This window comes from Siphonobacter sp. SORGH_AS_0500 (assembly GCF_002838835.1).
In the GTDB taxonomy this organism is placed as follows: Bacteria; Bacteroidota; Bacteroidia; order Cytophagales; family Spirosomataceae; genus Siphonobacter.
In genome coordinates this window covers 40,416-66,875 of record NZ_NHPP01000018.1, presented here as the reverse complement: position 1 = coordinate 66,875, position 26,460 = coordinate 40,416, and the positions used below count along the sequence as shown (strand labels likewise).

Genomic DNA, 26,460 nt, shown 5'->3' with positions numbered 1-26,460 from the left:
TGTTAGTGATTAGTTGTTCGTTTTAGAGATAAAATGACATCGCATTACGTACTTTTTAACAACCAGCAACCAATGACTAACAACTCTCATTACCATTTGCTTTATAACAAAAGTGGCCTGTGAAACCAATCACAGACCACAGTAAAGTTCCTAACAACCCTCAACCCATCACTAAGCACTCTATCTACTCCGCCAGTTGATAAATACAGGGCAGGTTCCGGCCAAGACCGTCGTAATCCAGTCCGTAGCCCAGCACGAACTTATTTTCAATCGCAAAGCCTACATACTTCAACGTTACCGGAATGCGGGTCGCTTCGGGCTTGTGAAGCATTGTCGCAATTTCAATGGAACGGGGCTTTTTCGCCGTTACCTGACCCAGTAACTCCGCCATGGTATGACCCGTATCTACGATGTCTTCGATAATAACTACATCACGACCGCTGATTTCTTCGCTTAAACCCAGGATCTGCTTCACTTTTCCCGTCGTGCCTGTACCTTCGTAGGAATTAAGGCGAATGAACGTAATTTCGCAATCGATCCTGATGTTTTTCATCAATTCGGCCACAAACAGAAACGAGCCATTCAGCACGGCAATCAATAAGGGACACCGCCCCGCATAATCGTGATCAATCTGCTCGGCTAGCTTCGCAATTCGTGCTTCCAGCGTTTCCTGATCAATAAAAATGTCAAAATGTTTATCGTGAATCTGTATCACTTGAGTTGGGATTAGGGAAGTACGTTTCAGGTTTGCTTTCGTTTGAAAGTTTGAGTACATAAAGACTGCCTTTCCACGGGGCAAACAAGAATTACTTCAGGGAGAAACCAATAAAACCGTACGCTTTCCTTTACCTGAAGGCTCGCTGATCTTCAAAGGAAAAGTCAATTTTTCATTCATTGAAAACCCAAAATTAGCTTTCCTATCTTTGTAAGTGTCAAAACGAAAAAAATTCAGATTAAATTTAAACGACTTTTTAATAATTGCCGTTGATCTTACCACAGCTACTCTGTAACGTACAATCCCGTGAGAGCTTTTTTCAAAGCCATGAAAATCAATTTAGTAACCTTTTTCTTAGTCCTAATTACCCTTACTTCTTCGGCACAATCCTGGTTTGAAACGGCGGAGAAAAATGAGCAGGCCCGCTCGGGTGGAATGCTGCTGAAACGCACCGAAGTGCAGATCGAAGCGACCGACGCGATTAACGCTATGTATAACTATAACTTTCCGGAAGCCCTGAAGGAGTTTGGTTACCTGCGGGCTCGTTACCCTGAGCATCCGCTCCCCTATTTCCTGTTTGGCTTGGCAGAATGGTGGAAAATCGTTCCGAACACGGATAACGATATGTACGATGCGAAGTGCGAGTTATTCATGGACGAAGCCATTGAAAAAGCCGAAAAATTGTATGATCAGGGTGGGAATCAGGAAATTGAAGCCAGTTTCTTTCTAGCCGCCTCGTATGCCTTCAAATCCCGAATGTACGCTGAGCGGAAAAAATGGCTTAAAGCGAGTAATGCCGGAAAAAACGCATTGAAGTATTTTGAAAAATGTAAAGGTCACGAAGATTTTTCTCCCGAAATGGCCTTCGGCGACGGTCTGTATAATTATTACCGACAATGGGTACCGGAAAATTACTCGGCTTTAAAACCCATTTTCTGGTTTTTCCACGAGGGTGATAAGAAAAAAGGAATCGGTCAGTTGGAATGGGTTTCTCGCAATGCCTTTTACAGCCGAACAGAAGCTCAATACTTTTTACTTCAGATTTATGCTTCTGAAAATCAGCACGAAAAGGGGTATCAGTTGGCTCGTTATCTGCACATCACCTATCCCTGGAATCCCTATTTTCACCGCATGTATGCCCGCGAATGTTTCGTAACGGGGCATATTAACGAAGCCGATGTGGCATCGAAAGCCATCCTGGAACGCTATGACAACCGTCAGTTTGGCTACGAGCCTGTCAGTGGTCGTTATGCCGCGTATATTCTGGCGTATTACAATCACTTTTTCTATCATAATATTCCGGCAGCAAAAGAGTATTACAAACGCACAATTGCTTTTGCGGAAATGAATGGAGCTACCGAATCGGGTTACCATACGTCGGCTCTCTTGAACCTCGGAAAAATTGCTGATGGCGAAGGAAATCTGGAGGAAGCGAAGCACTATTACGAAAAAGTGATCCGTTTTGCGGACAAGAAAACGTCTCAGCGAGCCGAGGCAAAAAAATTGCTGGACAATAATCGCAAACGCCAGAAAGAGCAACGCAAAAAGAAGTAGTGGAACATCCTTTTCTACTATGCTTTCATGAATGTATTAGCGATTGGTGATATTCACGGACGAACCAACTGGCAACAAGCCCCAATAGCCGCAGCGGATAAGGTCATTTTCATGGGCGATTACGTTGATTCCAAAGAGTTTTCGGATGAACAGACGGATGAGGTTTTAAAGCAAATTGTAGCTTTAAAAGAAGCCGAACCGGAGAAGTTTGTGCTGTTACTGGGAAATCACGACGTGGCTTATCTCCATTATCCAGAACATCCCTGCTCGGGTTTTCGGTTTTACATGCAAAAGAAATGGACGGCTTTTTACCGGGAGCATCAGTCGGCTTTTCAGGTCGCTTACCAGCTTGATCATTATTTGTTTACGCACGCGGGGGTATCCCGTCTCTGGGCCCGTAAGCATGGTATTAAAGGCGACCATTTAGCAGATACCTTGAATGCCTTACAGGAAACGGCTGCGGGTCGGGAAGCCTTGTTTGAGTGCGGAGCCATTCGCGGCGGAAATCCGGGTGCTACGAGCGGGCTAGTCTGGGCCGACCAGCGGGAGACGGCAGGGCATTATATATCAGGTTTTCACCAGATTGTCGGTCATACACCTTTACCCGAAATTCGGAAATACGGAGACGAAGAAAGTTCGATTACTTATATCGATGTATTAGGCAAAACGGTTGACTTCTGGGAACGAACGTTTTAAGGGGTAAGTAGTTGTTAGTTGTTAGTTGTTAGTTGTTAGTTGTTAGTTGTTAGTTGTTAGTTGTTAGTTGTTTATCAAATAAATTTATTCCTCAAAAAAGTCTCTAGTTTACCGCTGCCAGCGGCATAAGCGAACTACCTCTTCAGCAAAACTGAATGTGTTTGGCTGGCAGCAAGCAGTACAAAAGATATATCTTACTAATACCTCATTCAAAAAAAGGAACAAAATCCGGTGATTTTGTTCCTTTTAAGTTCTTGTAATAAGAGAATAATATACTTTTTTGTTGTAAAATATTACCTGTCAATCCAACTCCTGACAACCGTAGCGGCAGTTGCTAACAACTATCAACTACTTATTCTGAAAGATTCACTTTGCTTTTGATAGCCTCGGGCAAGGACGCTTTCGGCAGAATAACATTGATGGTATTCAGGTCAAAATAGGGTTCAGAAACGTAGATGTATCCTTTGTAGGGTCCTGTTTTGTCACCCCATGAATTCTTCACTAAATAGAAATTCTTTCCCGTTGCGTTAGTGCCCATTCCGGCAATTTGCATGAGGTGGTCGTCCACGGTAATCTGACTGTCGAATAACTGCTGACGAAACGACTGATCAATTTTTTTCTCGCTCACATCCGGCGAATCGGCTTTGTCACTTTTATCAATTACGGCTACCGCAAAACCTTTGTCTTGTTTGAAACCCAGATTACTAATATCAGCATCCCACATGATGGTATACCCCTGACTGAGCGACTGTTTTACTGCGGCAGTTAAGTCTTCCAGCGGTACGTTCAGGTAACGTTGGTTAGCCCAGTTATCGGGAATTTCCAGTACGAAAGACTTGTAAAAAGGATGATGCGTAAAGCTGGTCAGGCTAACGTAATCGTTGGGATTAAACTGCAATACCTGATCCGCAAATTCGCGGGGCGTATAGGTTTTTCCTTTATAGTCAAATGAGGCAGGCACTGTTCCGAATTTTTCATCCAGAATCTTCGTATAGCCCTCTTCCCAGTTCGGGTCAATGGGTGACTTTTTCATGACCTCTGCCAGATAGGCTTTCAAATCTTTTACCAGTTTCCCATGGCTATGATTCGTCTCGCCATTTTTCAAACCGGAATACACCGATTCAGGAACGGCACCGTATAAAGTAATGGCGTTCAGCACATCGTGACCCAGCCCCCCTTCATCAAACTGAGCTTTTCCCTGCCGACGCACGTAATTACGAGCTTTTTCAAGGTAAATATTCCGAACGGTAAACATCTCCGAAATATCAAATTCGCCGAGATTTTTCCGCAGACACTCCGATTCGATCATTGCTGTTGACGAAAAGCACCAGCAAGTACCTGTTCCTCCCTGATTTTTAACGGAAGTTACCTGAGACTGTTGAGTAGTTCTTAGCCCCAACTCAGGTGACTGAGCGAAGGCAGTGAAGGAGGTTATGGAAAGAAAACCTACGCTGAACAGGGTTCGTGTATAATGAGTCATGGCATTGATCGCTAAGAATTGGCAGGTAATTTCGAAATTTTTCACCAGCCGGGCAACCCTTCACGTATATTCCGCATTTCGCCCTGTGTAAATCAACCACCCATGCATCTATCTGATCTGCTGGCCCGGTGCAGGGCTCACGATGTCAAAGCTCAGCGTTTGTTATATGAACGCTACGCAGGTCGGCTGTTTCGGGTCGCTCAGCGATACATGAAGGATCGGATGGAGGCGGAAGATATGCTGGTTTCAGCCTTTCAGAAAATTTTTGAACATCTGAAAAAGTTTGAATACAAAGACGAAGCCGCCACCTGGGTATGGATGAAAACCATTCTGGTGAATCAGTGTCTGATGGAGCTACGACGCTCGGCCAATTTTACAATGGTGCCTGAAAATGAAGCCGCTGAGCAAACTTTTACCTATAGCATCATCGAAGAAATAGCCGCTGAAACGATTCAGAAGCTCATAACGGAGTTACCCATTGGTTATCGAACGATTTTCAATTTAGTAGCCCTCGAAGGGTATACTCACATGGAAGTGGCCAAGCAGCTTCAGATTTCGGAAGGAACATCGAAATCGCAATTAAATAAAGCCCGTCAATTATTACAGAAAAAACTTCAAGCCCTTGGTTATGCAGCACAAACTCGATGAGCAGATCCGGCGGCGGCTGGAAGATTTATCCGATGATTCTTTTGATCTGGAAGGGGTCTGGAAGCGTATAGAAGAGCCAAAATCTTCTCAGAAATGGTACTGGCCCATTCGCATAGGCGTGGCGGCAGCGTTGGGAATTTGTATGGGCTATTTTATTCATCAACCCATTGAAAAACATCATTCGCAGGAAGCAACCGTTACAATTACTCCAAAAGAGCCGGTTCGTACGCCTGAAAAAACGCAAGTTCCCCCCATTCCATCCGTAGATACTACAACTGAAATTATTGAAAAAGCTCCTGTAACCCAACAGGCTCAAATTACTCAAAAAATCAATTTTGAGATTCCTATTACTTTAGATTCGCTGCCTGTAGTTCAACCTTCAACTTTTATTCCATCCACAGATGTACCCGTTATTGTTCAGAAAAATCAGGCAGAAAGCTTTGAAGCCACCGTTACCCTGACTATTCCCGAGCCTCAGCAGGAAACGCAGCTTCGGAAAAAATCCATCCTGGCCCGCATTTTCGGTTCGGAGAAAAAATCCGATCAACGTCCGCAGTGGAAAGACTTCAAATCTCCGGCTGCTCTCGGAAAAGCTAAAGTCGATTCCTCAAAAATCAAACCTTAACTCACGCCCTTTTTCTATCATGAAACGTCCATTTCTTACAATGGTACTGGGACTGCTATGCTCCTTACCTACTCTCGCTACTCCCGTAGATTCCATTCTGGTTCGGATTGGTCCCAAATCAAAAGTATTATTTTACAGTCCCAGTAGAGAAGAATTAAAAAAGCTGGAAAATTATGACTGGAATACCATTCTTAAAGACCTCAATGCCCGCCTATCTGAAACGACGCGATCCGAACCTCGCCAGCATTACATTGATTTGAGTGGAAAGAGTTTTCTAAGTGACAGTAGTTTGCGAAGTGTCAATTCGTTGGTTAAGGTGAGTCAGCAGGAACGTGATCAGGCAGCTTTGGTTACTACTAAAAAGTTGAAAAGCAACCTTGAATTTATTGCTCAGTCCCTCTCCTTCCGCTTTGGTTTCGCCGATTTTGCCAACATTCCCGCAGACAGGCCGAATTCTTGGTTTGGATTATATCAAACGATGTATCAAAGTCAATTGAGTCGATCTTATAACTACGCCGTTGGTGTATCTATGTATTCAGGTTTAATTCAGAAAAAGGATTGGTCCTTCGTTTTACGATGGGGGGCAGAAGTTGACATAAAACGGTATTTTTGGAATCGATCCTTTACGCAACCTGTAAATAAAATCACCACCAATATCAGTACGCTTCAGGCTCCTATCGTCCCAACCATAAGGTTTTATGATTCCTCAGGAAAGCTTAATTATTCTTACGGCTTTGGATTTTATGCAGGTTTTCAGGTAGCTATTAAGGATCGGCTTATTGCTAAATCGGAGGGCATTGATTATACTCTTCGCAACGAATATAATAAAGCTTTCAAATACGGTTTGATCTTAAATGCTGGCTATAAGAAATTTGGTTTTTACGGACAATACGAATTAGGGAGTAAAAGAGAGTATTTATTGAATCGAACTTCCAGAGATCTCTATCATTATCGTACCAGCTTTGGCAATCCTCCTAAAACTATTTCCTTCGGCATTACTTACAACGGCTTTTAATCCCTCAGCTACTTCCATAGCCCCCAACAATTTATTATCTTTGACTATGCTTTCAGGGAACGGACTTAGTTCGTTCCCTCTTTTTTCCTTATTGCCATGTTCGAAGATATCACGAAAGGCCTTAATGAGCCTCAGGCTCAGGCTGTTTTACATACCGAAGGCCCCCTGATGATTATTGCCGGAGCAGGTTCGGGCAAGACTCGGGTACTTACCCAGCGTACGGCTCATCTCATCAAAAAGGGGGTGGATCCTTTTTCCATTCTACTCCTGACCTTCACCAACAAAGCCGCCGGAGAAATGCGGGCCCGGATTGAAAAGGTAGTAGGAACTGGAGCTCGGGGCATCTGGATGGGTACGTTCCACAGTGTCTTCGCGAAGATTCTGCGTTTTGAAGCGAAGTCGCTGGGTTATACCTCCGACTTTTCAATTTATGATACAGATGACTCCAAGTCCTTGCTCAAATCCATTATTAAGGAACGAGGGCTGGATGATAAAATTTATAAACCTAACGTCGTTTTTAACCGAATTTCCGGGGCCAAAAACCGGCTGGTTTCGGCGGATGCCTACATCGCTGATCCTATTATTCAGGCGGATGACGCGGCAGCCCGCTTGCCTGAAATTGGTCGGTTGTATAAGTTATACGTAGATCGTTGCTTCAAGGCCAATGCCATGGACTTTGACGATCTGTTATTCAATACCAATGTTCTCTTTCGGGATTTCCCGGAGGTGCTTAATAAGTATCAGCACCGTTACAAGTACGTAATGGTGGACGAGTTTCAGGATACCAACGTTTCTCAATACCTGATTACCCGGAAACTAGCAGCCATTCATGAGAATATCTGCGTGGTGGGTGACGATGCTCAGTCAATTTATGCCTTCCGGGGAGCCAACATTCAGAACATTCTCAACTTTGAGAAAGATTACCCGGATCTGACTACGATTCGTCTGGAACAGAACTATCGTTCGACGAAAATTATTGTTGAAGCAGCGAACTCGGTCATTGCCCGTAACAAACGGCAGTTACGCAAGGAAGTTTTCACAGAAAATGAAAACGGTAATCTCATCGAGGTTATTAAAGCCGCTTCCGACGTAGAGGAAGGTCGATTGGTAGCCACATCCCTGTTCGAAGAAAAACTGAATCACGGTCTCAGTAACAACGATTTCGCGATTCTCTACCGCACTAACTCGCAGTCGCGTTCGTTCGAGGAATCGCTTCGCAAACTGAATATCAAATACCGGATTGTCGGTGGATTATCCTTCTACCAGCGTCGGGAAATCAAGGACTTACTGGCCTATCTTCGCTTCACGCTCAACCAGAGTGACGAAGAAGCCTTCAAACGAATCATTAATCTGCCCAAACGTGGCATCGGCGATCAGACCATTGCGAAAATTGCCGTTACCGCTGCCGAACAGGCTATTCCAGTTTGGGAAGTTGTCGCTAATATTCAGCAGTATAACACGGGCCGTTCGGGCTCGGCTATTGAAGGCTTCGCCGATCTAATTAAGTCATTTAAGTTGCTCATTGATACCAAGGATGCTTACGAAGTGGCTAGTCACGTCGCGAAAGCATCAGGCGTGTTGAAGGAGTTATATGATGATAAAACCGTCGAAGGGCTCAGCCGTTACGAAAACGTACAGGAATTATTGAACTCCATTAAACAGTTCGTAGACAATCCCGAAAACGAAGATAAATCGCTCGGAGCGTTCCTACAGACCGTTTCTTTGTTAACCAACGCTGATCAGGAAGACGAGGACGGTGATAGTGATCGGGTAACGCTGATGACCATTCACCAAGCGAAAGGACTGGAATACAAAGTCGTTTACATTGTTGGTTTAGAGGAAGATTTATTTCCCAGCCAGATGATGTTACAGTCAAGCGAGGATCTGGAAGAAGAGCGGCGTTTGTTTTACGTAGCGATCACCCGGGCCGAAAAACGTCTGTATCTGAGTTATGCTGAAACCCGCTACCAATACGGTCGACTGAAACCCTGTGAGCCTAGCCGGTTCATGGATGAAATTGATGAAAAATACGTTCGCATCAGTCGGCAGGCCGCTCGGCGTATGGCCGAGGCTCAGCGAAATTCCGATCGCCCAACCCCAGCAGCTTTCCTTCGGAATGTAGCCAATCGGGCGGCTCAGAACGGGGGTTCTCAGGCTAAAACACCTCCTACCCGTTCTAATACGCCTATTTCAACGCACGTACCGAGCAGTGATTTTAAAGCTTCAGATCCTAGAAACCTAGCTTCTGGTCAGCGGGTAGAACATCAAAAATTCGGTTTTGGCGTAGTAAAATTAATTTCCAACGATCAGAACGGAGCGAAGGCCGTCATTCAGTTTGATAGTCAGGGAGAGAAAACGTTATTACTCAGCTTCGCTAAACTGCGAATTGTAGAATAAAAAAACACGGGAGGCCGCCACCTCTCGTGTTCAAAAAGCTTTTCTTTACAAAAAAGCCAGGCACAAAAATGAGCATTTCTTCAGAGTAAATTTCTGATTATTGTCAGAAAAGTGCCAATTTTCAATTTCAGGGAAGCATCGTCCGCTTACGAATTCGACTTAAGCTATCAGGATGAATACCCAGATAAGAAGCCATGTCTTTAATAGGTATTTGTTGAACAATATTGGGTGATTCGTTCAACAAGCTTTCATAATTTTCTTCTGCTGTCATGGTTAACATTTTGATTTCTTTCTGAAGTTTGTCAACCAGACGATTTTCAATCAGTCGACGCACCAGCTTTCCGCGGAATCGGAACCCTCTAGCCACTGCCGCATTGCTCCAAGGGGTAAACGAATCACCGTGCTAGGTACTAAGGTTTGTATACATAAGGTAGAAGGCTTCTGTGTGGAAAGCGAGATAAAAGAGCTAAATGCCTGCTTTTCAAAAATGAAGTCCAGACAAACTTCACGGTCATTTTTTTCTGTAAATAGGCGAACCAGCCCTTTTTCTAGAAAATACATGTATTGTTCCATCTGCCCGTATTCCAGAATAATTTCCTTCTTTTTGAACGTCACCCTCTGTAAATGGGTAGCTAAAAAAATCCAGTCTTCTTGAGAAAGCTCATACGTGGAATTAAGCATTTCTTCCAGCCAGGCGGGTACAGTAATCATATAATTAGCGGGTATGGATAAGGTTTTCCGTTGGGGTGAACTAGATACCAAGTTATGCGATTAATCGGAATTATTTTCAGCACTAATAAGTTAAGAAATTAGTCTAAAATTATTTTGTGTAACGGCATATATTTAAAAAATAAACAAACCGATTATGGCTCTTCCTATTCGTATTGATATTGTCTCTGATGTTGTTTGTCCTTGGTGTTATATTGGAAAAAGAAGGCTGGAGTCAGCCTTACAAACCCTGGGCGAAGAGGTAAAGGCAGAAATTGTTTATCACCCTTACGAACTTGATCCGAGTGTTCCTAAACAAGGTATTTCTTTTTCAGAACACATGGAAAAGAAATTCGGTCCGGGACGCTCCGAAAGTATGTTTCAACGCGTAGAACAGGTTGCCAATGAAGTAGGTCTTGATTTTGATTTCAGTCAGCTTCCTAAAGCCATTTCAACGTTTGATCTGCACCGTTTATTAACCGTAGCATACGAACGCGGCAATCAGGCAGAAACCAAAGAAGCTTTATTGAAAGCCTATTTTGTAGACCGAATTGATTTAACCCAGGAAGCCGTTTTATTACAGGTGCTGGAGTCGGCGGGTTGGGACAAAAAAGAAGCCCTGGAGATTTTAAAATCAGACATCGCCCGTGATTCTGTAGAACAGGAAATGAATTATTTTCGTCAGTTAGGCGTGACAGGGGTTCCTTTTTTTATTCTCAATAATAAATACGCTTTATCAGGGGCTCAGCCCAGCGAAACGTTCGTAAATGCCCTACGGCAGGTAATCGAAGAGTCTAAACCACAAGTTATTGCTCAGGCTGATAGCTGTGATTTAGGTTCAGGTGAATGTTAATCATTTAGTTAGTTATTCATTCATAAATACCCTCCTTATAAAATCACTATTTGTTTTATAAGGAGGGTATTGCTTTTAGAGGATCAGCATTGCCCCTTTCTATACCAACGGAAGTATAACCATAACCCTTTCATCGATGGCCTAAAGATTTGGTAGAACCTATAATCTGCATGAGTAAACCAGCTTTTTCGATCATTCAGCCCAGACGTATAGAGAGCGTAGTCCATCTTTAAATACGTTATCCTACTAGCCAGGCTCTAATTGACTGCAGTTTTGAAAGTTCACTACTACCCATTTGTTAACTTTTAGTTGGAACTAGAAAAATTTCTTCAGCCTTTTTATAACTTAAGTATAAATTTCCATTATATAGCACATAATAATAAGCAATTGTATTCATTTTTAATTACTTAGCAGTTGCTGTTTTTTATCTTCATATAAATCTGTATTATTGTATCAATATACCTAGCTAAACTGTATTTTTATGAGAGGTCATCCATCTTACATGGGCCTGTGCTGGTTTCAACCCTGGCGTAATAATCATGGGTTAAATGCTATTTCTTGATTAAGCAAGATTACCAGACACATCGGTATTAGCTCTTCTTTATGCATTACTTTCGTGCAATTTTCAGCCTATTAACCTCTGTATATGTTAATTATTCAAGTCTTGTTTAATTGCATATTCTAATCTACTGATCATGCCAAACCCTGATTATCTACCTCTAAATCCATATTTGATACATTCCTCTTGTAACCTTCATTAACATCCTCATAAATTATTATTAGGCTTTCCGTCATTAGCCTTATCTAACGCTCTAACATCTGTTATACAGCCAATAACTTTATTTTTAAATGGGAGTGGCTTAAGCTCTTTTCTCATTTTAAAAAACCTGTTTTATCCGCCTAGCCTTATGTTCCAGTCTCCACTATTATTTATTTTCTACGCTTTACTTACGGCTATTACTACGGCCTGGATCATTCAGCGTTGGTTTCCTTCTTCACAGGAAAGCGGGCGATATCAGTCCATCGATGGGTTAAGAGGTTACCTAGCCTTTTCTGTTTTCTTACATCATACTTATTGTTGGCGAGTTTACCTCCAAAAAGGACAATGGCAAATTCCTGAGTCCAGATTATTCGCTGGCTTAGGAGCCCATAGTGTCATGCTTTTTTTCATGATAACAGGCTTTTTATTTTTTTCTAAACTAAAAGATAGTAAAAGGCAATCTATAAACTGGTTTCATTTTTATCAGGGGCGGCTACTTAGATTAGGTCCTGTGTATCTTTTAGCAATAAGTTTTCTCTTCCTATTAGTTGCATTCCTATCTCAAGGGGAACTTCATGATTCCTTTTTTAGTGTAACTACTCAATGTGTAAACTGGGTTCTCTTTACACTTTATGAAGCTCCGTATATTAATCAGGTTCATGATACTCTGCTCATTTTAGCAGGGGTAACCTGGACTTTAGTTTATGAGTGGTTGTTTTATAGTATGCTACCTTTAATTGGATTTCTATTTTTCAAGGTTAATGTACCACGAGTAGTACTAATTTTAGCAACCGGATTAAGCATTTCAATAGCTGCTACCCACTACGTTGACTATGTTCTGATAGCTGCCTTTCTTATGGGACTTCCAGCAGTATATTTAGTAAAAAAATCTGAATTTAAACTATTCGCTAGGAGTAAGCTAGCCACACTTATAATTCTTGGATGCTACGGAGCAGCTATTTCTCTAAGGAATCCCAACCCATTGACCACCTTACTTTTACTTTCAATAGTATTTACCCTTATTGCTTTGGGAAACGACATTTTTGGATTATTAACCAGATCTTTTTCGTTATTTTTAGGTCAATGTACATATGTTATCTATTTATTCCATGGATTTTTTATTTACGTCGTATTTAAATTTTTATTAGGTTTTGATAAAACTAAATATTTATCTGACACTGCTTATGGATTAGTCATTGTAAGTTGTGTTTTGCCATTACTTATTTTGTGTTCATGTATTCATCATTTCATCGAATTACCTTCTATAAGATTACATAAAAAACAAAATGTGATGACTAGAAAAAAACGCTTAAACATTAGTACTTTACTGAAGATAAATCGTACACTAACAAAAAAATATAATTAAACGCAAGTCATATACATTCGAATATTATACTTACAATTACCTATACTCCTTTGCATTCTTAAGCTACTACAATACTTAATTACTTTTTGATTGGTAATTAAGTATTGTAGTAGCTTAATTGCCTTAGTTTTACCTATACTCAATATAATAAGTTTATTAGGCAATTTTTGAGGTCTAGCTCATGATGCTGGTTAGTTCTATTGGTAAGATATGGCTTCACTACGGCAAAGCTGAGAACCTATTTTCTCTCTAAACCATTGATAATAAGCAATTATTTACAAGCGGAACCTAGTGCAGATACTTTTGCCAACCACTTTTCTCTGAATCGCTCACTGGATGCTTTAATGGTTGCGATATAGGTTACTGAAACGGGATGAATCCCACAAAATTCAAGCGTTCCTTTTTTGAATTGATTAATTGCTGGACGGCCCATAAAAAACGATCGTACCACGAGGGCGTATCCGCTGTAATGACGATTCGGGCAGTTCTTCCCTTTAGTAATTTTTCAGGAAAAGGTTTTCCTTCTATGAATTTCATCACTATTCCCGGCAGAAATAAGCGATCAACGAAACCTTTCATGACTGCCGGATAACTGTACCACCACATCGGAAAAAACCACACGATATGCTCAGCTTCTTTTATCTTTTGCAGGGCTTCTACTAAATCTGGCTCCAGTTCCATTCGTTTTCGGTAACCAAACCGTAGATTAGGATCAAATTGTAAGTCAGCAATATTAATTTGCGTAAGTTCGGCTCCCGCACGAATGGCCGCGGTTCGATAAGCTTCCGAAAGAGCATAATTATAGCTATCCCGGTCTGGATGTCCGTTTATAATCAGGATTTTCTTCACTCTTTTTTTATTACAAAGAAAAAGTCAGTGATGAGCCGCTGAAAGGACAAATGTCTATGCTGGATATGATTTTCTTATTCTCGACAAATGACGCTGTGTAATTCCCAAATAAGAGGCCAAGTAATTCAATGGAATCAGTTTCAGGTAATCGGGATAATTTTCAAGCAGATCTTTGTATTTATGCTCGGCGGTTTCTTTTTGTAAGAGAAACATTCGTTTTTCTAAGGTCATGTATTCCTGTTGGGCCATCATCTTAGAAAACTTCATCCAGTTCAGACTCGATTCTTCCAGTTGAGTAATATCTTCTCTGGTGAGGATGAATAATTCGACATCCGTTAAGGCCTGGATGCTTTCGGCGGCGGTGTTTTGAGTTATAAAAGAGGAATAAGCCGTCACAAAATCATTTGAAAAGGTAAAGCAATAGGTAATTTCCTCACCCGCAGAATTGTAATAGAAAGACCGCAGCAGACCAGAGGTAACGAAGCCTACTTTCTTACACACCTGTCCTTCCTGAATAAAAAACTCATCTTTTTTTAGTACTCTATGCTGCCCCAGTTTTAGAAACTGGTCAATTTCTGCTTCCGTTAATACCTGGAATGACTTTAGAAAATTTTCCATCGCAACTCTTTATTAAGGGCTAAAGTAATACGATCGGAGAGTCCCAACAAAAAAGAGGTCGAAACAGCTCGACCTCTTTTTCATCACTCTTGCAAACAGGAAATTAATTCAACTACTCACCATTGGAGATTAACTCCGTTTGGTTTAATCCGGCTCGATAGGGGTATTCGGCCATTACTTTGGTTACTGTTTTCTGAATGAGCTCATCCCGATTTTTACGACGAGCGTTTAATTCTCCTTTTGCCCATCCCTGCCAGACTAACTCATTATTTCGGGCATCCACCAGGTTGACAATCAGTCGGTTTTCTTCGTAATTACGCGAGCTGACGTTATTATTGGGACCGTACCACCACCAACCCCACATGGGAGCCATGTTATTCGACTGAATTTGCTGAAGATTGCGGGCATCGGTGTCATATTTCACAATCAGGTCTGCATTTTTTTCCACTTTTTTATACCCGCGAGCCTGCATTTCTACGTCCAGAGCCTGGCTAATTCGCTTTTGCATTAACTGGCTACCCATTACTGGGTCATTATTACCGTTGGCTACTGGAGCAATGGCGTACGTACGATATTTTGAAAAATTGGCCGTCCGATCATAATCTGAACGCACCATCACGGAAGGAGCACAGGAAGCCAACATACCTACCAGGGCCACCGCACTCAAAAGTTTGCTTACTGTTTTCATATATCTAAACAACTGGCTTAAAAGGAATCCTATTCTTAGCGTTTGAATCCAATTTGATTCATAAATAGAACACTAAAAAAACGATGGCTGTTCCCCTGAAATTGTCAGAGAAACAGCATCGTAGCCTATAATCCAGTATTTTAGGACTTATTAACACTTCTGCATCCTACGCCTGAGCCAGGGCCTGTTCCAGATCGTCGATCAGGTCCTGAGTATGCTCTAACCCTACAGATACCCGTAATAATCCGTCAGGTGTAGGGCTATCAGGACCTTCATATATTTTCCGGGGCTCAATCAGGCTTTCCACCCCTCCCAAACTCGTCGCCTGCGTGAATACCTTCAAAGCTCCCGCTACTTTTTTTGCTCCGGGTAAGCCCCCTTTTACTTCAAAAGACAGCATCCCTCCAAAACCATTCTTCATTTGCGATACCGCCAGTTCATGCTGAGCGTGACTTTCCAGACCAGGGTAATACACTCGCTCGACAGCAGGGTGTTGTTCCAGCCACTGAGCTATAGGTAAGGCACTCGCCGACTGCGTTTTACCCGCAAAGGCATGGTTTGAATTCCCCGGGTAATTAACCAACAATCAAATGGCGAAGGTATCCCACCCGTCAAGTTCTGAATCTGGCGAAGTTTCAGAGATAATTCTCCTTCCTGAGCCAATACCAGAGCTCCCCCCAGAACATCAGAGTGCCCCCCGAAATATTTGGTGGTGGAGTGCATCACCACATCCGCCCCCAGGGCAATCGGGTTTTGTAGCACGGGCGTAGCCCAGGTATTATCCACTGCACACATTGCTCCCACGGAATGAGCCAGTCTCGCTAAAGCTGCTACATCCGTCAGGTGTAATAAAGGGTTACTTGGCGTTTCCAGCCAGAATAGCTTTGTATTGGGGCGAATGGCTTTTTCAACTTCTTCAATGCTAGAAGTATCAACCAGTGTGAATTCCAGCCCCCAGGGTTCAAACACGTCTACTAATAATCGCTGAGCTGCGTAATAGGCAAAAGGCGTGGTAATGACGTGGTCGCCGGGTTTCAGAGCCTGAAACAAAGCTGCGATAGCAGCCATACCGGAACCAAAAGCGAAACCCACGGCCCCACCTTCAAGCACAGCAATACTTTTTTCGAGTAAATCACGATTGGGGTTATTCCCACGAGCATATAAGAATCCTTTGGGCAAGTTTCCTTCCGAGTCTCGTTCGTAGGTAGTGCTGAGGTAAATCGGCGTGGTAACGGCGGAAGCATTGGCGTCGTGAAAGCGGGTGACTTGTATAGCTAGGGTTTCGAGATTCATGGATGCTGTTTATTTCTTCGGATGGTTCATAAAAAAGCAGTATTAACATCGTCGATGCTGACGGAAGTTAATACTGCTGAACAAAGCTAAAGTGTTTTAAAAACCTTTGCTTATCAAATTAATTTTTTAAGATCACGAACTCCACGCGACGGTTTTGCTGCTTGCCCTCGGGCGTATCATTCGTAGCAATGGGTCGGCTTTCACCAAAGCCTTTCGCAACGACGCGATTTTCGGGAATACCTTTGGAAATCAGGTACGTCCGCACGGACTCAGCCCGATCCTGAGACAGCTTCTGGTTAGCCTCCTCGGTTCCGTCGCTGTCGGTATGACCATCAATTTCAACGATCATCGCTTTTTGCTTATTCATTAACTCTACCACCCGGTTAAGTTCCGGGAAAGACTCGGTTTGCAGGGTTGCTTTGGCCGTCTCGAAGAATACGTTATTCAGAGCCACTTTCGCTCCCTGCTCGATTTTCGTCACCATTAAATCCCGATCTTTCAGTTCCAGATATCCCCCATTTCCCAGCTTGCTTAAATCCAGGTTTTGAGCTTTACCTACGTATCCATCAATCTCAGGGCGAATTCCGTATTTTTTACCGTAGGGTAACACAATCTTGTATTCTCCCGTATTTGGGTCCGGTGTGGCCGTTCCCAGTTCCGTTCCATCGGGTAAACTTTCGTAGATAATACGAGCGTTTTCGGGCACTTTCCCAGTTTTGGCATCCAGCAGTTTTCCCTGTAATAACACCACCGAGTTTGACTTAGCCGTGGGCTGTGGAGGCGAAACCTGAGCCGTTTGGGGAGGCGTGGGCTGACCAGTAGTTTCCGCAATCGTAGGAGGAACCTGCGTTGGCGGTGGGGTTTGGGACTGGAATTTCACCCGCACAATATCCGCTTTCCCTTTTCCACCCGTAGCCGTCACCAGATACGCCCATTCGCCGGAAGCAGGGATGGTGAAGTACGCATCAAATTCAGGAGTGTTGATTGACTCTCCCAGGTTTTGGGGCTTGCTCCATTTCTTCCAGGTTTTGTCCAGCCGACGAGACATCCAGATGTCATTTGAGCCTAACCCACCTTCGCGGTTACTTGAAAAATAAAGCGTTTCGCCATCTGCCGCCAGAAAGGGCGTTGTTTCGTCACCGCTGGTGTTTATGTCATTACCCAATGAAGCAGGCCGCGTCCACTTTCCGCTGCGATCCTGGAGACTAACATAAAGATCGGATTCTCGGCTATTTTTTTCTCTGAAAAGGCCAGCAATAAGGTTTTACCGTCGTTGGCAAGGTACCCATACTGATAATAACCTTTGTTCATCCCTTCCAACCCGGGAATATCCAGTTTTTTGGGACGATCCCAGCCCGTGGCATTCTTTTTCATGGTCGCAAAACCACGGATTCTTAAATCCTCTCCCTCCTTTTCCACCCAATGCGTCAGGATCGTATTCCCATCCGGCGTGATGCTGTAAATGACATTATGCTCTTCCCCATTTACCGGGCTAGGCATACGACTGGCGTTTGTCCAGAGCGTAGGTGATAAGGAAACCGCCATCCAGACATCCTGACTGCCTTTTTTTTGTGAAGCGTTCTGAGGATGGTTAACCCGGCTGAAATATAGCGTACGACCATCTGGAGAAATAACCGGCTGTATTTCTGCAACCTCTGAATTAATTCGATCGCCCAGATTTTCCGGAGCCTGAGCCCAGACGGAGTTATGAAGAATAAAAAGTATAAAAGCAGGGAAAAGACGTTTCATTAGGTATGATTGGGGCTGGCTCGGTAGACTTAGGTAAATGAACGAAAGACAAGCCGCGAAAGTATCATCAATGAGGCTTAGATTTTCTTCCGATCTACCCACTTTTCGGCTACGATGGGTTCGTGCGTTTGCATCAAGGCTATCAATTCTTCGATGGAATCAGCAATTACTAATAAATCCCGATTCGAATCCCGAAGGAATCCGGCTTCCACCATGCGATCCATCTGAGCAATAAGCAGATCATAGAATCCATTAATATTCAGTAATCCTACCGGTTTTTTATGGATTTGTAATTGCTTCCAGGTCAGAATTTCAAACAACTCATCCATCGAACCAAAACCACCCGGAAGGGTAATAAATCCGTCCGAAAGTTCAGCCATGCGTGCTTTGCGTTCATGCATGTTTTCGGTAACAATCAGCTCAGTTACTCCTTCGTGACCTACTTCCCATTTTTTGAGGAAATCAGGAATAACCCCAATCACTTCGCCTCCGGCAGCCAGAGCAGCATCTGCCACTATACCCATTAACCCCACGTTTCCTCCTCCGTACACTAAAGTAAGTTGACGATTTGCCAAATAAGTGCCCAACGCTGCTGCTACCTCCCGATAAATCAGATCGGAGCCGGAACTGGCTCCACAAAACACCGCTACTTTCTTCATTTCATCCTGCTTATTAAAACTATCTTCTGGGCTTAACGAACTTCTTTTTTGATCCAGCATTCTTCTTGAGGTCCGTCGTTCGAAAGCCTTCAAATTTGGAAATCAGACCTTTGGCTCCTACCGCCCAGCCATCTTTTCCTGCAAAACTAACGGCATGAAAGGGAGAATCGTCCAGCTTTCGCCAGCTTTTTCCGCCATTCATGGAATAACCCGTGCCAGAAGGCCCAACGGCAATGAGCCGTTCTACAAGGGCATTACCCGTTGCTTCACCACCTATGCCGCGGTATTCCTGCCGAAAAACTGTGACGGCTTCTTTTAGGCCGGGGGGCGTTGTTGAGTTTAACAACTGCCAGGTTTTACCGCCGTCCTGAGTAGTCATTACATTTTGAGTAGAATCACTCACATGCAGATAATCACCACCAACGGCAATGCCCCGTAGCCGATTATAAAAATGAAGGCCAAAAATACCCGAGGTTTTCCCGGCGTTCAGAGGGGTTTCTGTGACTTCCCAGGAAAGACCATAGTCCTTCGAGCGAAAGACCCGGGCATGATGAGAACCGCCGGTACCAATCCAGGCCCAGCCTTTGCCAGCAATGACCATTGACGTACCGCTGGCTGCAAAAGCCGCTTCGCCGTCCTGAATGGCAGGAAAATGATCCCGAGCAACTTCATGCCAGCTTTTGCCGCCGTCGGTAGTGGTTAATACAAAGAATTTTTTGTCAATGGGATCGCCGAAGCAAATACCCCGATCCTTATCCCAGAATTCGATTCCATCCAGAAAAGCCCCTTTCTGATTGGTTTGATAAACCATTTTCCAGCTTTTTCCGGCATCTTCCGTTCGGTAAATCCGGGCCGCTCCTTTATCAGCATCTCCAGCACTCATCGCAACAGCTACCTCCGAATCGAAAGCGTGTATGTCCCGAAAATCCAGAGATTCTGCTCCGGGAACGTGATGTATTTCCCAACTCTGACCTCCATCCTGGGTTCGCAACACCTGCCCTTTGGTACCTCCTACCCAGCATACTTGGGCAGAAATGGCACAGACAGCCCTAAAGCTGGCGTCAGTTCCCGAGGGTTGAACCTGCCACTGCCCCCAAACACGGGAGGAGAACAGAAGAAGTATAAAGAGTTTTTTAATACACATGGATTTCCCTAAAAAATGAAACGTCGGGAGTAAAAATAAAGATTTCCCTTTCAAAATGCATTGAAAGGGAAATCGATTCACTACCCTACGTAATTAAACGTCGGTTTTCTTATTTCCAAAAAAATAACGACTAACGAAAGAAATAACTTATACCCTTGTTTTTCCTAATATACGATTTAAGAAGGGTCTACTGACTCAGACTGGACTCCCGCTTAGAATTTTTATTGTTCACTTTCACGAAATAACGTCGGCACCGCTCACATTGATAATAACGGGCATCGGTGAAAAAGAATAAGAAACGGACGAGTACGGGTCGTGATTGACGTTCAATGGACGTCGAGCGACAGTAAGGACACTGACGCTTCTGAGTTATGGGAAACATAGAGCCGTAAAATATAAAGTTATGGGGAGAAAAGTAAGTGCCGTAAAACTATAGAAAATCACTCAAATTTTCCAGCCCTAAACATTATATTTTATGCTATAATCCCTTAAATTAATCTTTATTAAAATTAAGCATAAAAGCCTATTTATCCTACTTCTACTTCAATTCGTCCAATTCAATAAAACCACCCGTGAGAATCGTTAACTGAAGACGTTCTTCCAGACTTTCATCCGTAACCAACGCAATTTTAAATAACTCGGCTTTTCTACCAATTAGTTGCGTTAATGCCTGAACAATGCTTCGAGTTTCCAACATGGTCACGGGCTTTTTAGAGCTGCTTTTGATCAGGAGAAGAATACGACGAATGGGCTGTGAACGACTGCCTTCAAAGGTCTGGTTTAGCTGTGACAGACATGTGTCCAGACGCGTGGGCGAATCAATGACTACTTGCGTAAAGAAAGCAGGGCCGCTTTTGCTTAATACGGCCCGAACATCGTTCAAATCAGTATTGATTTCTTCAGAAGTAATGACGATGTCGGGAATCATCCGGGCAGCCTGCAAGACTAAATCATCGGCAGCGGCGTAGAATTCGGTAATACTTAAGTCATCCGCAAAGGTTTTCTCCAGATTATCGAGCGAAAACGCAACGACCGAATCGCAGTAAAGCACCAGATGTTTTAGGCCAACTTCGGCAGCCTGAATGGTTTCGTACCCCTCCGAAGAAAAGGGCATGGTAACGCAGGCTACCGTCAACAAATCCTGCTGACGAGCAATTTCGGCAATAATCGGAGCCGCCCCCGAACCCGTACCACCCCCCAAACCCGTCACGAGTATCACTGCCCCAGTGGAGCTATCCAGTAATTCCCGAATGGCGGGTTTCTGAGTAGAAGCCCATTGACGTACCTGCTGATCGTTCAGGCCTGACCCGGCTCCGATGGTACCGAGCGGTAAGGTTCGGTCGAAACCCTTCAGCATTGAAAAATCAGTATGACAGGGAATGAGCTCCACGCCGGGCAAATTCAGCGTAGCCAGTTTTTTTAAAACCGAGCATCCCGCTCCACCAATACCAATGATTTTGACTCCCCTAGTGGTCTGATTTTTAGATACGGTATTCTGTTGAGCTACAACCGTCTGATTCACTTCCACGAATGTTTGTTTGCCGTAAATAACCTAATTTTTCTTAAAAATCCCTATTCTTTTACCGGACGTGGCGGTAAGCCGCGTTCTTCCCGCCAGGCTTCCACATCCATCCGAACGCCTTCCCCGGCAATGAGAAAGGCCAGACGTAACTGCCAGGATTGATAGGTATCGCCAAAGTTTTCAAGTAAGGGCCCAATGGGAGCATTTTCAGCAATGGGAATCCCTAGCTGACGAGCCGCTTCCAGAATGGTTTCTTTCGTCCGCTCGGAGATAAACTTCGTTAAATCAATGGTTTCACCTTCCGCTTTTAGTTTTTGTAAGTGACTAAAAATGGTAGATATGGCCAGGCTTCGTTGCTCAGCCATTTCTTCAATGGATAAATTCCGCTTGTATAACTCCAGGGTCAAAGCATAGGTTTGCCCTTTCTCGGTTCGAACGGCCTGCGGATTTTCCTGAATAAACGCCAGAATTTCGTTAATAAAAACCTCGCCAAACTGCCGGTCTTTCTGCTCGCCTACCCCCGAAATCTGCAAGAACTGAGCGTGGTTCAGGGGACGCTTCTGAGCCATATCTGATAAAGTAGCATCACTGAAAACCACGAAAGGCGGCATTCCCAGTGAATCGGCTATTTGTTTACGGAGTGTACGTAAGCGTTCGAACAGGGCATCCCGAACCACTTCGCGTTTGGTTTTAGAAGCTTTTTCTTCGGCTTCTATTTCCTGACTTTTACGTTTTTCAAAGGGCACAAACTGCACCAGAGAAACGGGCCGGTTCCCACGTAATACCTGCGTACTCATCTCATTCAGTTTAAAGGCATGGCCTTCGTCGTAGGCAATGTCAATGATCCCCGAATTGAGTAACTGCCCGATGTATTCCACCCACTCCTCCGTCTTCAAATCCCGTCCGACTCCATAGGTTTTCAACTGATCATACCCATGACGAAGAATATTCTGATTGTGACTACCTCGCAGAATATCAATGAGCATTCCCATCGCAATTTTCTGATCCGTTCGGGCAATGGCTGAAAGTGCTTTCTGGGCAATAACGGTTCCGTCAATGAGCGTTCTCGGATTCCGGCATACATCGCAATTGCCACAGTCTTTTTCAACAGTTTCGTTAAAGTAACTAATCAGAATCCGGCGTCGGCAAATGTCCGCCTGAGCGTATTGCTTCATGCGATCCAGCTTTGCTTTGAGCAAGTCTTTCTGCTCCGTACTCTGTTCCGATTTGATAATCATTTCGGTCAGTTGGGCAACGTCCTGGTAGCTATAAAAAAGTACGGTATCGGCAGGTAACCCATCCCGCCCCGCCCGGCCAATTTCCTGATAGAAACTTTCGACATTTTTGGGCAGGTTGTAATGAATGATCCAGCGTACGTTCGATTTATCAATGCCCATGCCGAAGGCAATCGTCGCTACGATAATCTGAATGTCATCTTTCAGAAACTCTGCCTGGGTTTGCGTTCGGTAAGCTGCATCGCAACCCGCATGGTAATACTTTACCTGATACCCCTCCTTCTGCAAGCTCGCCGCCACGGTTTCGGTTGACTTCCGGCTCAGGCAATAAATAATTCCGGGCTGATTGGGGTGTTCGTCCAGAAAATCCTGAATTTGTTGCAGGCGTTTACGTCCTGGCAATACGGTCAAACTCAAATTCGGACGGTCAAAACTAGCCAGAAACGTAGGAGCGTCGGGAATACCCAATTGATGAAGAATATCCTTCCGGGTAACCTTATCGGCAGTGGCTGTCAGAGCAATAATGGGTACTTCGGGAAAACTTTCTTTAATGCGATGTAACTGCGTATATTCTGGCCGGAAGTCGTGCCCCCAGAAGGAAATACAGTGTGATTCATCCACCGCAAACAGGCTTATTTTCTGCTCTTTCAGCCAGTTGAGAAAATTACCGGCGAACAAACGCTCGGGAGAAACGTATAATAATTTCAACTCGCCAAGCTTTACTTTCCAGATGACCGATTCCTGCTCGGAGTTACTCAAAGTAGAATTCAGAAAAGCCGCCGGAATGCCATTCGCCACCAGCCCCTGCACCTGATCCTGCATGAGAGCAATGAGCGGAGAAATGACAATCGTCAGACCGTCCAGCACCATTGCCGGCACCTGGTAACAAACCGACTTTCCACCACCCGTGGGCATCAGTACCAGACAATCTTTTCCCGTCAGAACCGTATCGATAATATCAGCCTGAAGGGGTCTGAACTGATCGTAACCAAAATATTGCTTGAGAACCTGCTCTTTCGTTGAAATCATTAATGAAATAAAAGCTATGTTTACAAATAGGACTAGGTGGAATTTATTATCAGTGAATCAGGTATTTATATTTTTACCCTCAAAAGTAATGAAGGGATCAAATCAGGCTTTACCAATGAATAAATACGAAGGATAATCATCGTTTGTTACCATTACATAAAGCGTATGTTATGGAATTATTAATCTTACCTTAAAGTAATTTTCATGAAAGGATAACACTCTTTTAAAGCCATAAATTTCATTTAACTTTGTATGGAGCTAAAAATACTTCCCCATGAGCACTACGCCCGCCTACAAAATCCTTTTGGTGGACGATGATCCCGACATTATTGAATTACTTCAATATAATCTTGAAAAAGAGGGATACGACATTGAATCGGCCTACGATGGCAAAAAAGCCGTTGAAATTGCCCGAAATTTTTCTCCAGACCTTGTATTGTTAGATATCATGATGCCCCAGCAGGATGGCATCGAAACCGCTCGCCAGTTGCGTGAGCTGGCCGAAATGAAGGGCAGTTACATTCTTTTCCTGACGGCCCGTTCGGAGGAGTATTCAGAAATTGCGGCCTTCGAAATTGGAGCCGACGACTACATCACCAAGCCCATCAAACCCAGGGCTCTGATGAGCCGGATTAAGGCCCTGTTCCGCCGGGAAGCTCAGAAAACCGATCCCGGTGATCGCATCGAAACGGCTGGTTTGTCCATTAACCGACAAAACTATACGGTGACGGGTAACTTTGGTTCGGTGGTTCTGCCTAAAAAAGAATTTGAACTGCTGTTTTTCCTGGCTCAGCACCCAGACAAAGTTTTCAATCGGGAAGAGTTACTGCAACGCATCTGGGGTGCCGACATCTATGTGCTGGAACGTACCGTAGACGTACACATTCGAAAGCTCCGCGAAAAAATTGGTGAAACCTACATTAAAACCCTAAAAGGCGTAGGCTACATGTTCAACGCCGAGGGCGAATAAGGCTAGTTTTCCGTTTGCTGTTTTCAGTTTTCCATTGCTGTTAACCACAGAGTTTCACCAAGTTTTACGCAGAGTTACTCTGTGCTAAACTCTGAGCAGCTCTGTGGTTAATCTTCTTCATGAACCTTCCTAGCAAGAACTGAAAACAGTAAACTAAAAACTGAAAACTAAAAAGAATGTCCCCCCTAAATCCTAAGGTAATTTCTTTGCTGCTGGCCGTTTTGATTTCGGCGATTACCAGCGGGTTTCTCTGGTTCGTTCCCGGTACGCCCGGCGGCACGATCTTCATTGCCGGAGCCACTTCTTTCTTTGCTACACTCATTCTGGTTTTTTACGTGCTGGATTATCTGATTTTCGAAGAAATCAATAAAATCTACGACACGATTCAGCGATTGAAACTCAGTGATTTTAGCTTTTCGAAAAAGAAGGTAGCCAAGAGCGTCAATCCGTTGAAAAAGCTTAACAACGACATCTTCGTTTACGTCGCTAAGAAGCAGCGGGAAATTGACGAACTCCGTCGAATGGAACAATTTCGCCGGGAGTTTCTGGCCGATGTTTCACACGAATTAAAAACGCCCATTTTTGCCGCTCAGGGCTTCATTCATACGTTAATTGACGGAGCCAAAGACGACGAACGCGTTCGGGATAAATTCCTGCAAAAAGCCGCGAAAAGTCTTGATGGCCTGGATGTACTGGTAGCTGACCTGTTAACCCTTTCTCAAATTGAAGCGGGTGAAATTAAAATGCACCGCGAACGCGTAGATGTGATTAAGGTTACGCAGGAGGTAATTGAACAGCTGGAACCGCGAGCCAATCAGCGAAACATCAAGGTAAAGCTTCATACGTTTCATAATCAGATCTTTGTCAAGGCCGATGCCTACCGCATTTCACAAGCGTTGACCAACTTGATTGACAATGCCATTAAGTATGGTCGCGATGGAGGAAAGGTGGATGTAACATTTACCGAAGATAAAAAGGACTGGACCATCGAGGTAAAAGATGACGGCCCAGGCATTCCTCCCGAACACCTGAATCGCATTTTCGAACGTTTTTACCGCGTAGAAAAGTCACGTTCGAAAGAAAAAGGCGGCACCGGACTCGGGCTGGCCATTGTAAAGCACATTGTCAATGCTCATAAATCGAAAATTACCGTGATGAGTCGCGTTGACAAAGGAACTACGTTCAGTTTCAAGCTTGATAAAATTGATGAAAAGATGGCGTATTCATTGCAATTGTAAGTTACATACCGTCTAAAGAACACCCCGTACGATCCTTTCATTACCTAGGTTTTAATCAATCCTCTATAGCGGTAATTTACTCATTACCAATATGCTACCTAAAAACGGGTCTCAGCCACTGAACTGAGGCCCGTTTTTTTATTGATTTATACGCATACTCACTCTTATCAACGCTAGTATGGAAAAAGAAAAATTAACAACAGCAGCTCGATTACTTCTGGGAGGTTCCCTCGTTTTCGCCGGAATCAGTCACTTAACCTTTGCCAGAAAAGATTTTAAAGCTCAGGTGCCTAACTGGGTTCCTCTCAAAAAAGACGATACGGTAGTGTATTCGGGTTACGCCGAAATTGCTTTAGGGGCCAGCCTTCTTTTAACGAATAAGAAAAATAAAAAGGCCGTTGGTAAAATTGCTGCGTCCTTCTTTACGGCTGTTTTCCCGGGTAATATCGCTCAATACACTCACTCTCGTGATGCCTTCGGACTCGATACTGACAATAAACGATTGGTCCGTTTGTTATTCCAACCTCTACTGGTGTATTGGGCTTTGAAGAGTACGGATAATGTGTAAGTTATACCAACTATCCAAACACTTAAGCTGTTTAGATAGTTGGTATTTTTCATCATTCACCAGTAAAATGAAGTAAGAGAA

Annotated in this window: 24 protein-coding genes and 1 pseudogene; 11 read left to right on the top strand and 14 right to left on the bottom strand. The window is 43.7% G+C overall.

The window, feature by feature from the left end:
- Positions 1-184: 184 nt before the first annotated feature.
- Positions 185-715, bottom strand: coding sequence for a hypoxanthine phosphoribosyltransferase (gene hpt, locus BWI96_RS18095; RefSeq protein ID WP_106637952.1), 531 nt, complete (start codon positions 713-715; stop codon positions 185-187).
- Between the two features lie 327 nt (positions 716-1,042).
- Here hpt and BWI96_RS18085 point away from each other — a divergent pair, with 327 nt between their 5' ends.
- Positions 1,043-2,269: a hypothetical protein gene (locus tag BWI96_RS18085; RefSeq protein ID WP_106637931.1), complete on the top strand. Its 1,227-nt coding sequence runs from the start codon at positions 1,043-1,045 to the stop codon at positions 2,267-2,269.
- A gap of 27 nt (positions 2,270-2,296) precedes the next feature.
- A complete protein-coding gene (locus tag BWI96_RS18080) occupies positions 2,297-2,965 on the top strand; it encodes a metallophosphoesterase (protein ID WP_106637930.1) in 669 nt (222 codons plus the stop codon).
- 352 nt (positions 2,966-3,317) lie between these two features.
- Here BWI96_RS18080 and BWI96_RS18075 read toward each other — a convergent pair whose 3' ends face one another.
- Positions 3,318-4,445 carry a C1 family peptidase gene (locus tag BWI96_RS18075; RefSeq protein ID WP_106637951.1) on the bottom strand — a complete coding sequence of 376 codons (1,128 nt, stop codon included), beginning with the start codon at positions 4,443-4,445 and terminating at the stop codon, positions 3,318-3,320.
- 102 nt (positions 4,446-4,547) lie between these two features.
- On the opposite strand from BWI96_RS18075, the gene BWI96_RS18070 reads away from it, so the two are divergent.
- The 4 genes from BWI96_RS18070 to BWI96_RS18055 all read left to right on the top strand — a co-directional run bounded on the left by BWI96_RS18070 (position 4,548) and on the right by BWI96_RS18055 (position 9,130).
- Positions 4,548-5,093, top strand: a complete 546-nt coding sequence (locus BWI96_RS18070) for an RNA polymerase sigma factor (protein ID WP_106637929.1) — start codon at positions 4,548-4,550, stop codon at positions 5,091-5,093.
- Positions 5,074-5,718 (top strand): hypothetical protein, encoded by a 645-nt coding sequence (locus BWI96_RS18065; protein WP_106637928.1) that lies wholly within the window; start codon positions 5,074-5,076, stop codon positions 5,716-5,718. Before BWI96_RS18070 ends, BWI96_RS18065 begins: the two co-directional genes overlap by 20 nt.
- A gap of 19 nt (positions 5,719-5,737) precedes the next feature.
- The gene (locus tag BWI96_RS18060; RefSeq protein ID WP_157830427.1) at positions 5,738-6,733 is read left to right on the top strand and encodes a hypothetical protein; all 996 of its coding nucleotides are present in this window, start codon (positions 5,738-5,740) and stop codon (positions 6,731-6,733) included.
- Between the two features lie 96 nt (positions 6,734-6,829).
- Complete coding sequence (locus BWI96_RS18055) at positions 6,830-9,130, top strand: ATP-dependent helicase (RefSeq protein WP_106637926.1); 2,301 nt, start codon at positions 6,830-6,832, stop codon at positions 9,128-9,130.
- 127 nt (positions 9,131-9,257) lie between these two features.
- Here BWI96_RS18055 and BWI96_RS18050 read toward each other — a convergent pair whose 3' ends face one another.
- Both BWI96_RS18050 and BWI96_RS18045 read right to left on the bottom strand, forming a co-directional pair.
- Positions 9,258-9,464, bottom strand: a complete 207-nt coding sequence (locus BWI96_RS18050) for a hypothetical protein (protein ID WP_106637925.1) — start codon at positions 9,462-9,464, stop codon at positions 9,258-9,260.
- Positions 9,452-9,841, bottom strand: a complete 390-nt coding sequence (locus BWI96_RS18045) for a Crp/Fnr family transcriptional regulator (RefSeq protein ID WP_106637924.1) — start codon at positions 9,839-9,841, stop codon at positions 9,452-9,454. Before BWI96_RS18045 ends, BWI96_RS18050 begins: the two co-directional genes overlap by 13 nt.
- A gap of 154 nt (positions 9,842-9,995) precedes the next feature.
- Here BWI96_RS18045 and BWI96_RS18040 point away from each other — a divergent pair, with 154 nt between their 5' ends.
- Both BWI96_RS18040 and BWI96_RS18035 read left to right on the top strand, forming a co-directional pair.
- Positions 9,996-10,691 carry a DsbA family protein gene (locus tag BWI96_RS18040; protein ID WP_106637923.1) on the top strand — a complete coding sequence of 232 codons (696 nt, stop codon included), beginning with the start codon at positions 9,996-9,998 and terminating at the stop codon, positions 10,689-10,691.
- A gap of 908 nt (positions 10,692-11,599) precedes the next feature.
- Entirely contained in the window at positions 11,600-12,817 is a 1,218-nt protein-coding gene (locus tag BWI96_RS18035; protein ID WP_106637922.1) for an acyltransferase, read from the top strand.
- Positions 12,818-13,177: 360 nt separating this feature from the next.
- Here the strand turns inward: BWI96_RS18035 and BWI96_RS18030 are convergent, their stop codons facing one another.
- The 10 genes and pseudogenes from BWI96_RS18030 to recQ form a co-directional block, all read right to left on the bottom strand.
- On the bottom strand, positions 13,178-13,666 hold the full coding sequence (locus tag BWI96_RS18030; protein WP_232793797.1) for an NAD(P)H-dependent oxidoreductase: 489 nt from the start codon (positions 13,664-13,666) through the stop codon (positions 13,178-13,180).
- Positions 13,667-13,720: 54 nt separating this feature from the next.
- A complete protein-coding gene (locus BWI96_RS18025; RefSeq protein ID WP_106637921.1) occupies positions 13,721-14,284 on the bottom strand; it encodes a Crp/Fnr family transcriptional regulator in 564 nt (187 codons plus the stop codon).
- Between the two features lie 112 nt (positions 14,285-14,396).
- Complete coding sequence (locus BWI96_RS18020; protein WP_106637920.1) at positions 14,397-14,972, bottom strand: DUF4136 domain-containing protein; 576 nt, start codon at positions 14,970-14,972, stop codon at positions 14,397-14,399.
- A 166-nt stretch (positions 14,973-15,138) separates the two neighbouring features.
- Positions 15,139-16,265: pseudogene (locus tag BWI96_RS18015) on the bottom strand (PLP-dependent aspartate aminotransferase family protein).
- Between the two features lie 118 nt (positions 16,266-16,383).
- Positions 16,384-17,430 carry an OmpA family protein gene (locus BWI96_RS22595; protein WP_232793796.1) on the bottom strand — a complete coding sequence of 349 codons (1,047 nt, stop codon included), beginning with the start codon at positions 17,428-17,430 and terminating at the stop codon, positions 16,384-16,386.
- The gene (locus BWI96_RS22590) at positions 17,415-18,014 is read right to left on the bottom strand and encodes a hypothetical protein (RefSeq protein WP_232793795.1); all 600 of its coding nucleotides are present in this window, start codon (positions 18,012-18,014) and stop codon (positions 17,415-17,417) included. Before BWI96_RS22590 ends, BWI96_RS22595 begins: the two co-directional genes overlap by 16 nt.
- A 77-nt stretch (positions 18,015-18,091) precedes the next feature.
- Positions 18,092-18,673: a TIGR00730 family Rossman fold protein gene (locus BWI96_RS18005; protein WP_106637950.1), complete on the bottom strand. Its 582-nt coding sequence runs from the start codon at positions 18,671-18,673 to the stop codon at positions 18,092-18,094.
- A gap of 19 nt (positions 18,674-18,692) precedes the next feature.
- Positions 18,693-19,817: an oxidoreductase gene (locus BWI96_RS18000; protein WP_198555295.1), complete on the bottom strand. Its 1,125-nt coding sequence runs from the start codon at positions 19,815-19,817 to the stop codon at positions 18,693-18,695.
- Positions 19,818-20,355: 538 nt separating this feature from the next.
- Positions 20,356-21,339 (bottom strand): hypothetical protein, encoded by a 984-nt coding sequence (locus BWI96_RS17995; protein ID WP_232793794.1) that lies wholly within the window; start codon positions 21,337-21,339, stop codon positions 20,356-20,358.
- A gap of 50 nt (positions 21,340-21,389) precedes the next feature.
- Positions 21,390-23,603: a DNA helicase RecQ gene (gene recQ, locus BWI96_RS17990; protein ID WP_106637918.1), complete on the bottom strand. Its 2,214-nt coding sequence runs from the start codon at positions 23,601-23,603 to the stop codon at positions 21,390-21,392.
- Between the two features lie 274 nt (positions 23,604-23,877).
- Between recQ and BWI96_RS17985 the strand changes: the two genes are divergently transcribed.
- The 3 genes from BWI96_RS17985 to BWI96_RS17975 all read left to right on the top strand — a co-directional run bounded on the left by BWI96_RS17985 (position 23,878) and on the right by BWI96_RS17975 (position 26,379).
- Positions 23,878-24,573 (top strand): response regulator transcription factor, encoded by a 696-nt coding sequence (locus BWI96_RS17985; protein WP_106637917.1) that lies wholly within the window; start codon positions 23,878-23,880, stop codon positions 24,571-24,573.
- Between the two features lie 176 nt (positions 24,574-24,749).
- Positions 24,750-25,811, top strand: coding sequence for a cell wall metabolism sensor histidine kinase WalK (locus tag BWI96_RS17980; RefSeq protein WP_106637916.1), 1,062 nt, complete (start codon positions 24,750-24,752; stop codon positions 25,809-25,811).
- Between the two features lie 178 nt (positions 25,812-25,989).
- Complete coding sequence (locus BWI96_RS17975; protein ID WP_106637915.1) at positions 25,990-26,379, top strand: hypothetical protein; 390 nt, start codon at positions 25,990-25,992, stop codon at positions 26,377-26,379.
- The last annotated feature ends 81 nt before the right edge of the window (positions 26,380-26,460 follow it).